Raw genomic sequence first — 8,021 nt, forward strand, 5'->3', positions numbered from 1 at the left:
TAATTAATTGTATTAATACAATTAATTATCTAATAATTGCTAATGTAATAAATATTAGCAGATATGGTTAATATAAATCTAAAAGAAAAAAGGAGTACAATTTTATGAAGTATGTAATACTTTTGATTGGATTTATATTACTTATAAAATCTGCTGATTTCTTTGTTGTTGGAGCATCATCAATTGCAAAGGCATTAAATATACCCACTATAATAATAGGATTAACTATAGTCGCCTTTGGAACAAGCGCTCCAGAAGCAGCAGTAAGTATTTCTGCAGCTATGAAAGGTCAAAATGATATAGCTATAGCAAATGTAGTAGGATCAAATATATTCAATATACTATGTGTGTTAGGTATATCAGCTATTATAGCTCCTGTAAAGGTTCAAAAAACAACTATAATAAAAGAATTTCCATTTGCATTGTTAGCGTCATTAGTTTTACTTATACTATCACATGATATAAAATTCCAAGGATACAATGAAAATGCACTTACAAGATCTGATGGTCTTATGTTGTTTGCATTGTTTTCTATATTTATGTATTATTTATTGGAAATGGCATTATCTTCAAAGGAGGAAATGGATGTTGATCAAGGCAGCTCTAGAGACCCTATAGCAAAAAGTATACTGTTAAGCATAGGTGGTATTATAGGAATTATAATAGGTGGGAATTTAGTTGTAGATAGTGCTACAAATATAGCTATAGATTTAGGGATGAGTGAAAACTTAGTTGGACTTACTATAGTTTCTATAGGGACATCATTACCTGAACTTGTAACTAGTGTTGTAGCTGCAAGAAAAGGTGAAAGCGATATTGCCATTGGCAATATAATAGGATCAAATATATTTAATATACTGTTTGTCTTAGGATCATCATCAATAATACATACTATACATGTACAACCTATCGTATTTGTAGATATGATTATTATGTTAATTGTTACTGCGATTACTTATATATTTGCAATAAGTAAAAAACAAGTTAATCGATTTGAGGGTATAATTTTGACTGGAACATATATAGCATATATGGTATTTATAATTATAAGACAATAATTGTTATAGTAAAAAACTATATTTCATATGAGAAGTATAGTTTTTTACTATTTTACATAAAAATACTAAATATGATAAAATTTGATATAAATCATTAAAATTGTTGGGGGAGAAATGATATGATATCGTTACCAGAAAAGTTTGAAGAGTTTAGCGAAGCTAGAAGAAATGGATTTATAAAAGCTAAAGAGTTAAAAGAGAGCGGGAAAAAATTAGTTGGGGTATTTTGTGCATTTACTCCAGTTGAGATACCAATGGCTGCAAAGGCTGTAACAGTTGGAGTTTGTGGGGTAAGTGAAGAACCTATAGCAGAAGCTGAAAAAATATTGCCAAGAAATCTTTGTCCACTTATAAAATCAAGTTTTGGACATGCAATAACAGATACTTGTCCTTATTTTTATTTTTCAGACTTATTAATAGCAGAGACTACATGTGATGGTAAAAAGAAAATGTATGAAGAACTAGCAAAAACAAAAGACTTACATTTAATGCAATTACCAAATAGCAAGCTTGGAAAGCATTCCTTTGACCTTTGGAAAAATGAGATAGTAGTTTTAAAGGAAGAAATAGAAAATAAATTTGAAGTTAAAATAACTGATGATGATATAAGAGATGCTATAAAAGATAAAAATGAAGAGAGAAGATTATTAAAAGAGTTTTATGAACTAGGCAAATTAGTACCACCACCAATGAATGGATTTGATATGCACCAAGTTTTATATAACTCAGGATTTAAATTTGATAGAGATGAATTAAAACAAAGTATAAGAGATTTAACTGCATCTATAAAAGAAAAGTATGAAAAAGGTGAAAGACCTGTAAGTGAAGATAAACCAAGAATACTTATAACAGGATGTCCTATAGGTGGAGTTAGTGAGAAAATAGTTAAAACTATAGAAGAAAGCGGTGCGGTAGTTGTTGCATATGAGCTTTGTGGAGGAATTAGATCTAATGACGAGTTAGTTGATGAAAGTAATCCAGATCCAATAGATGCAATTGCTAAAAAATACATAAATATAGCTTGTTCATGTATGGTAAATAATGATGCAAGAATAGAGTTAATAGATAGACTTATGGATGAATATAAGATAGATGGAGTTATAGATGTAGTTCTTCAGGCATGTCATACATTCAATGTAGAAAGTTATAGAATTAAACAATTTGTAAACAACGTTAAAAATAAGCCTTATATGGCTATAGAAACAGATTATTCTAAATCTGATACAGAACAATTAAGAACTAGATTTGAAGCTTTTATAGAAATGATAGACTAAGTAGGTGGATTTTATGTACAGTATAGGTATAGACTCTGGGTCTGTAGCAACAAAAGGTGTATTATTTGATGGAGAAAAAATATTAAATAAAATTGTTATACCAACAGGATGGAGTCCTAAGAATGCATCATTAGAAGTTTATGAAAAACTTGCTAATGATATAGACAAAGATAAAATAAAGAAAGTTATAGGAACAGGATACGGAAGAGTTAGTATGGACTTTGTGGACAAAAAAGTTACAGAGATAACGTGTCATGCAAAAGGAATACATTTTTTAAATAACAATATAAGAACAATACTAGATATCGGTGGACAAGATAGTAAAGTTATAAACTTAGATAATGATGGAAATGTATCTAATTTCATAATGAATGATAAATGTGCAGCAGGTACAGGACGCTTTTTACAAGTTACATCTAACTTATTAGGAAGTGATGTAGAAAGCATTGATAAGTTAGCTAAAGATGCAATACCACAAGATATATCAAGCATGTGTACTGTTTTTGCTGAATCAGAAATTATTAGTTTATTAGCAAAGAATATATCTAAAGAATCAATAGCATCGGGAATATTACAATCTATAGCAAATAGATCAAAATCTATGTTATCTAGAATTGACATATTAGATGATATTGCATTTACTGGAGGGGTTGCTAAAAGTAATGTTTTAGTAAATATGTTAGAAGAAAATTTAGAAAAGAAAATATTTATAGCTAATGATACTCAAATAATAGGTGCACTAGGAGCTGCAATTATTGGATATAAAAAATAAAAGGATGGCTGATAGCCATCCTTTTATTATGCTATAGAACTTTCAAGTTCATCTGAATTTTCATCTGATAATTTTGTAATTCCAAAACCTGTAGCAGCTAACGTCAATGACATTAGGGGACATAGAAGATTAAAAAATGCAAATGGTAAAAATACAAATGATCCAACTCCAAGGGTAGCACTCATATATGCTCCACATGTATTCCAAGGAATAAGAGGAGATGTTATAGTTGCACTGTCTTCTAGAGAACGAGAAAGATTTTCAGGGCAAAGACCTTGCTTTTTAAATGCTTCTCTGTACATACTTCCAGGCATTACTATGGCTAAATATTGATCAGCAACTGCTAAATTAGTTCCTATACATGTAAAAATAGTTGCAGCTACTAAACCAAAAGTTCCTTTAGCAAATTTTAATATAGCAGAAGCTAAAGCTTCCAACATTCCAGTTTTTTCAAGTATTCCACCTGTAGTTAACGCACATAACATAAGAGATACTGTACCTAACATACTATTAAGCCCACCTCGAGTTAATAGTTCGTCTACAAAGGCCATTCCACTATTTGATGTATATCCGATTTGAGCAACTTCTAAAACATCTTTAATTGAAGCTCCTTGGAAAAATATAGCTACAAAACCTCCAAGTAATGTACCTATAATAAGACCTGGAATAGCAGGTACTTTAAATATAACCATAACTATAACCATTAAAGGTATTAATAGTAATAACGGAGATAATGTATTGTAATTTGAAGCCAAAGCTTGTTGTATTTGTAAGATTTGGCTATTATCTATAACTTGGCCTGCGTACTTAAATCCAATTACAGCATATATTATAAGAGCAATAACATATGCTGGTACAGTTGAATAAAGCATATGTTTTATATGTGTAAATAAATTAGTTCCAGCCATCGCAGGAGCTAAGTTTGTTGTATCTGAAAGTGGGGACATTTTATCACCAAAGTAAGCTCCTGAGATAATAGCACCAGCTATTATTTCTTTAGGAATTCCTAAAGCACTCCCTATACCTAAAAGAGCTATACCGATAGTACCAGCTGTAGTCCAAGAAGAACCTGTAGATATAGAAACTATTGAACATATAATAGTTGTAGCAACTAAAAATATTCCTGGAGAAAGTATATTCAATCCCCAATATATCATACTTGGAACAACTCCTGAAATTATCCATGTACCAATTAACATACCAACTATTAATAAAATTATAATAGCTTGCATAGTAGAATTTATAGTTGATAATATACCTTCTTCAAGTTCTTTCCATGTAAATCCTAATTTAAATATTGCAACAAATCCACAGAAAACTCCACCTAAAACTAAGGGAATATGAGCTGAAAGTCCTAGTTTAGTTAAAGATATAGATAGTGTAAATATCAAAAAACCTAAACATAGAAGTGAATCGCCAAGCGATGCCTGCCTTTTTTCTCTTTTTAACATAATGTAACCTCCAAATGGTGTATTGAGAATATAACGGGAATGGAGAATGATACTAAAAAAGGTCTAAGAATATTAAGAGATATTCCTAGACCTGAAATTATAATTTGAAAAATATAATAACTTTAATCTAAAGATAGCCCTCCACATAAAGTGACAGTGTTATATATCTTATACATAACCCCAACATATAAGCTTTAAGCTTAACTTATATATTTCGGCATCATTACCTTTCCTATTAAATCATAGGTGCTTTCCCTCAATAATAGTACTATTTAATAATGCAACCTCTACCATTAGTTATATTCTGTTTAAATTTATGTATTTAATTATAACATATTAAACAGAATTGTAAATATAAATTTAAATTTTATGAAAATAAAAAACAGTATATCTTAAATAAGATATACTGTTTTTTAAAATTAGTTTTTAAACTAAAAAGTTGGGACCATATGTTTCTTCTATTTCACGTCTTAATTCACTAGGGTTGTTAATTCCATCACTCATTGCTTTAGCTAGTATATTTGCTTTATCATAAGGAGCCATCCAAGAGAAAATACCCCCAAGACAATTATCTATTACATATTGCGTTTTTATATAAATAGATAGCATATCATCATAAGACATAGCAAACTCATCGTCTTTTATTAAGTATGAAGCTTGTGCTTCTTTATCAAATTTGTATATATATCCATTTTTATTTATAAAATCTTTTCTAAGTTGATCAAAAGATTTAGTTACTGTAGCTCCTAGTCGACCATAGAAAGGAACTCCAAGTAATATTTTTTCTGATGGCATTCCAGCTTCGATTAAATTATTAACCATAATATCTACACTATACCCTGGTATAGAAAGAGGAGATTCATATAAGTTTGCTTGATGTTTTTGTCCTTTTTGACCTGTTTCACCAGCGGTAAAATCGTAGCTCATTAAGTTGAAATAGTCAATTAAAGGTGCTATTTTATTTATTTCTGCACTTTTAGTTATATATTCTCTTGATCCAGTACCTGCAACACTTAACCATTTATTAAAGCCTATTACATCTCTAATAGCTGTTAATAAAAGTGTAAAGTTTTCTCTATCTTCAGGTCTAGATTTAATACCTGCACCACTAGTTCCAGGATATTCCCAATCTATATCAATACCATCTAATTCATATTGTTTTATAAGAGAGTTTACTTGTCTAGCAAAATTATATCTAGAAACTGGATTAGATGCAGCATCTGAAAATCCATCTTGACCCCATCCACCAATGGCTGCAATCACTTGAAGATCTGGATTATCTTTTCTAAGTGCAAGTAGTTGACGTAAATAGCGAGGCGTTGGGACAAATAAAGTACCATCAGGTTTTATTTCTACAAATGCATATATTACAAAATCAAGTAAAAATGCATCTGCATTAGTAGGATCCCCTAAAACGTATGTTCCTACTAATCTGTTTATTCCAGGACAATCTGGATTAATTGGAATAGCACTAGATGGAGCATTTATTTGAGGTCTACATTTATTTTTAGACTTTGAATTATTATAATCTAATTTTTTCTTATTAGGATCTTTATCATCTATAAAGCATAGATACCAATCCATACAGCTCTTGTTTTTATCGCAACTCTTAATTCTTTCTTTTAATTCTTCATAAGTTTGAGGAGGTGGTAAAATTACTGGCATTCCAGGAAGCCAGTCAGCAGGTGTTAAAACATTTTGTTCATCTGATGTTTGAAGAGCATCTATTATTCTAACTATCTCAGGAATATTTCTTCCTGTAGTTAAAGGATAATATAGTATTGTTCTTAAAATTTGATTTGGATCAATGATAAAAACTGATCTTACAGTAGATGTATCGCTCATTTGTTCTGAAATCATTCCATATAATCTAGATATTTCCATTTTTCTATCATCGATTACAGGAAATGGAATTTCAACGCCTGTATGCAAAAATATATTGTATAACCAAGCTAAATGAGAGCTGTTACTATCAACACTAAGACCTATAAGCTCAGTATTTCTTTTTTTAAAGTTACAATAATATTTTGCAAAACACAAAAATTCTGTTGTACATACTGGTGTAAAATCACCGGGATGAGAAAATAATACAACCCATTTACCTTTATAATCAGACAGCTTTATAGGTCCTTGAGTTGTATTTGCACTAAAATTAGGTGCTTTAGTACCTAAGTTAGGAAGACATGGCAAATAAATCACTCCTTTGTAAAGTTATTCTTAATATTTAATTTATTAATTATGACCGGTTAATGTTACTAATAAGAATTGCTATTTTAATACAAATTTGTTATATTTATTATATTAGAACTATGTATTATTTGTTGTAATTAGGGGGCATAAACATGAAAAGTAGCCGAAAAAATAAAAAAGTGGCAAGAATTACTAGAACATTTTCAGACATTTCGAGAATTTTTGTATTATCATCTGTAATATCTGTAAGCATTATTAGTATTCTGATTTTGGTAAATGCTTTTAATGGGATATTCATAGGATTTAGATATTATATTATGTTAACTATGGCTATGGTTTTAACACTAACACCATGCTGGGTTTTATGCGATAGTAAAAGAATATTTGGAGCTAGAGTACAAAGACGAAAGCAAGTGGTTAAACCGGCTAAAAGATCTACTAGAAGTAGAGAAGCAATTAGAAAAAGAAAAATATCTTAAAAAAGTACAGGGTGAACTGTACTTTTTTTTATGTTCACTAATATAATAAATAGTAAGTTAAGGGGGGGTTGGATGAAATACGATATATTTTCAAGTAGTACGGTTGGGTATAAAAACAAAATGAAAAATAAAGGTTCGCAGGATTACTTAATTCACAAAAGACTTGAAAATGGAGTGATTTGCGCAATCGCTGATGGACATGGAATAAAAAGATGTAAATATAGTTATAAAGGTTCAGAATTTGCGTGTAATGCATGTGTTGATATATTAACGGAATTGTACAATTATATAAAAAATTTAGATGATGATGCTTTAGAAATATTAATTAAAGAATTAAAAAAAGATAAAAGAATAGAAAAAAATATTCAAAAAAAATGGAGAGATTATGTTATAAGTCACTACAAAACTAAAATTCCAAATGTATATGATATAGATTATGTACTTTATGGAACAACTCTTATAGGAGTTTTACTAACAGATAACGTTAAACTCTACTTGCAAATAGGAGATGGAGATATAATTGAATATGATAACGAGTTTAATTTAGTGGAATATACAAAAGCAAGTAAGGTAAAAGGGGTTTTAAATTCAATGTATTTAGATGATGCTTACAGGTATATAGATTTAAAGATAGAAAAAGTTAATAAAGCATATATTGACTCTATAATATTATTTTCAGATGGGTTTACAAATAGTTTTAAAACTTATAAAGATTTAGATGAAACTTTGAAGTATACTATAAGTCAGTATAGAAAAAATGTATTTACTAAATATAATTTAAAAAAAACATATAAAAA

7 protein-coding genes and 1 riboswitch are annotated in these 8,021 nt (G+C 29.4%); of the genes, 5 read left to right on the forward strand and 2 right to left on the reverse strand.

Annotation, left to right across the window (positions count from 1 at the left end):
* Positions 1–104: 104 nt before the first annotated feature.
* The 3 genes from VN21_RS14190 (at position 105) to VN21_RS14200 (ending at position 3,104) form a co-directional block, all read left to right on the forward strand.
* Entirely contained in the window at positions 105–1,058 is a 954-nt protein-coding gene (locus tag VN21_RS14190; RefSeq protein WP_046823841.1) for a calcium/sodium antiporter, read from the forward strand.
* Positions 1,059–1,177: 119 nt separating this feature from the next.
* Positions 1,178–2,332 carry a double-cubane-cluster-containing anaerobic reductase gene (locus VN21_RS14195; protein WP_046823842.1) on the forward strand — a complete coding sequence of 385 codons (1,155 nt, stop codon included), beginning with the start codon at positions 1,178–1,180 and terminating at the stop codon, positions 2,330–2,332.
* 13 nt (positions 2,333–2,345) lie between these two features.
* Positions 2,346–3,104 carry an acyl-CoA dehydratase activase gene (locus tag VN21_RS14200; RefSeq protein ID WP_046823843.1) on the forward strand — a complete coding sequence of 253 codons (759 nt, stop codon included), beginning with the start codon at positions 2,346–2,348 and terminating at the stop codon, positions 3,102–3,104.
* Between the two features lie 26 nt (positions 3,105–3,130).
* Here VN21_RS14200 and nhaC read toward each other — a convergent pair whose 3' ends face one another.
* Both nhaC and VN21_RS14210 read right to left on the reverse strand, forming a co-directional pair.
* Complete coding sequence (gene nhaC / locus VN21_RS14205; protein ID WP_046823844.1) at positions 3,131–4,555, reverse strand: Na+/H+ antiporter NhaC; 1,425 nt, start codon at positions 4,553–4,555, stop codon at positions 3,131–3,133.
* 126 nt (positions 4,556–4,681) lie between these two features.
* Positions 4,682–4,853: riboswitch (Lysine riboswitch) on the reverse strand.
* Between the two features lie 128 nt (positions 4,854–4,981).
* Positions 4,982–6,754, reverse strand: coding sequence for a peroxiredoxin (locus VN21_RS14210; RefSeq protein WP_152650828.1), 1,773 nt, complete (start codon positions 6,752–6,754; stop codon positions 4,982–4,984).
* 143 nt (positions 6,755–6,897) lie between these two features.
* Between VN21_RS14210 and VN21_RS14215 the strand changes: the two genes are divergently transcribed.
* Together VN21_RS14215 and VN21_RS14220 are read left to right on the forward strand one after the other, a co-directional pair.
* Positions 6,898–7,224 carry a hypothetical protein gene (locus VN21_RS14215; protein ID WP_046823846.1) on the forward strand — a complete coding sequence of 109 codons (327 nt, stop codon included), beginning with the start codon at positions 6,898–6,900 and terminating at the stop codon, positions 7,222–7,224.
* A 72-nt stretch (positions 7,225–7,296) separates the two neighbouring features.
* A partial coding sequence (locus tag VN21_RS14220) for a protein phosphatase 2C domain-containing protein (RefSeq protein ID WP_046823847.1) occupies positions 7,297–8,021 on the forward strand: 725 nt, incomplete at its 3' end.

Origin of the sequence: Paraclostridium benzoelyticum (genome assembly GCF_001006285.1) — a bacterium.
GTDB lineage: Bacteria > Bacillota > Clostridia > Peptostreptococcales > Peptostreptococcaceae > Paraclostridium > Paraclostridium benzoelyticum.

Bases quoted from the DNA above. Each gene is read 5' to 3' on its own strand.
- nhaC (WP_046823844.1), bottom strand. From the start codon at position 4,555: ATGTTAAAAAGAGAAAAAAGGCAGGCATCGCTTGGCGATTCACTTCTA.
- VN21_RS14200 (WP_046823843.1), top strand. From the start codon at position 2,346: ATGTACAGTATAGGTATAGACTCTGGGTCTGTAGCAACAAAAGGTGTA.
- VN21_RS14195 (WP_046823842.1), top strand. From the start codon at position 1,178: ATGATATCGTTACCAGAAAAGTTTGAAGAGTTTAGCGAAGCTAGAAGA.
- VN21_RS14190 (WP_046823841.1), top strand. From the start codon at position 105: ATGAAGTATGTAATACTTTTGATTGGATTTATATTACTTATAAAATCT.
- VN21_RS14215 (WP_046823846.1), top strand. From the start codon at position 6,898: ATGAAAAGTAGCCGAAAAAATAAAAAAGTGGCAAGAATTACTAGAACA.